At 73.6% G+C, this 1,206-nt stretch carries 1 protein-coding gene; it reads left to right on the top strand.

Annotated elements, in window-relative coordinates:
- Positions 1-1,146: FAD-dependent oxidoreductase (locus NBZ83_RS32230; protein ID WP_261576524.1), on the top strand; the 1,146-nt coding region annotated here is incomplete at its 5' end.
- Between the last annotated feature and the right edge of the window lie 60 nt (positions 1,147-1,206).

Raw genomic sequence — 1,206 nt, 5'->3', positions numbered from 1 at the left:
CTGCGGCGCATCGGTGCCGAGGTGACCGTCCACGAGGCGTACGACGAGCCCGCCGGCCCGGTCGGATCATTCGTCAGCCTGGCGGCCAACGGACTGCGCGCCCTGGCCGTGCTGGGCTGCCTGCCGCAGGTGCGCGCGGCCGGGTTCGCGCTGCCGTGGCAGCGGATGTGGTCATCGGCCGGCAGATCGCTCGGCGAGGTGGCACGGGGCCGGGCTCGGGGGGACGAGATGGTCAGCGTCACCCTCATGCGGGCCGACCTGGTCGCCGCGCTGCGAGCCGAGGCGGTGCGGCTCGGCGCCCGCATCGTGACCGGCAGCCGGTTCGACGCCGCCCGCGTGCGGGCCTGTCTCGACGGCGACGGCGTCGATCTGATCGTCGGCGCGGACGGGATGTGGTCCGGCGTTCGCGAGGTGCTCGACCCGGAGGCCCCGCGGCCGGTTTACGGCGGGATGTACAGCGTCAGCGGCATCTCCCACGTGGACGGCCTCGGCGTGGACGTCGGCACCTTCAACATGATCTTTGCCCGCCGTGGCGCCTTCCTCTATCTGGGCGCACCGGACGGGTCGGTCTGGTGGTCGGCGCAGGTCAGCGGCCCGTGCCCGGTGGACGTGCACGCCGTCGGCATCGACGATCTGATCGATATCTACCGCACCGAGGAACGGGCGGTGGAGATCCTGCGCGCCACCCGGCGGATCCACGGCGCCACGCTGCACCACGTGCTCGCGCGGGTGCCCCGCCACCACGGCGACCGGCTCGTGCTCATCGGCGACGCCGCCCACCCGGTCGGCGCCGGCCAGGGGGCGTCGATGGCACTCGAGGACGCCATCGCCCTGGCCCAACACCTGCACGCCGAGGGCGTCGTCGCCTCGCCGGTCGTCGCCTCGCCGGTCGAGCGGGCGCTGGACGGCTACGAGCGTCAGCGTCGGGCCCGGGTCGACAAGATGGTGAGGGAGGCGACCCGCAATCGGGACGTCAAGACGGCCGGCCCGATCGCCCGCCGGATGCGCAACGTGATCATGCCGGTGGTCTTTCCCCGCGTCTACGAGGGCGCCACGTCCTGGCTTCACGGCTACGATCCCGGTTCGCTTCCCGCGCGGACCTCTTCTTCGCCTCTCGCGCCGACTCTCGGCACGCCTCGAGCCTGACTCCGCCCCGTGCGGCGGGCGCGGCGAGTGTGGAGCGGGGGCGTGGCGGGTGGAGTGGGG

Origin of the sequence: Frankia gtarii, from assembly GCF_025403375.1 — a bacterium.
In the GTDB taxonomy this organism is placed as follows: domain Bacteria; phylum Actinomycetota; class Actinomycetes; order Frankiales; family Frankiaceae; genus Frankia; species Frankia gtarii.
Note: the sequence above shows the minus strand (reverse complement) of the source record. Positions and strands in the feature narration are given on the sequence as shown.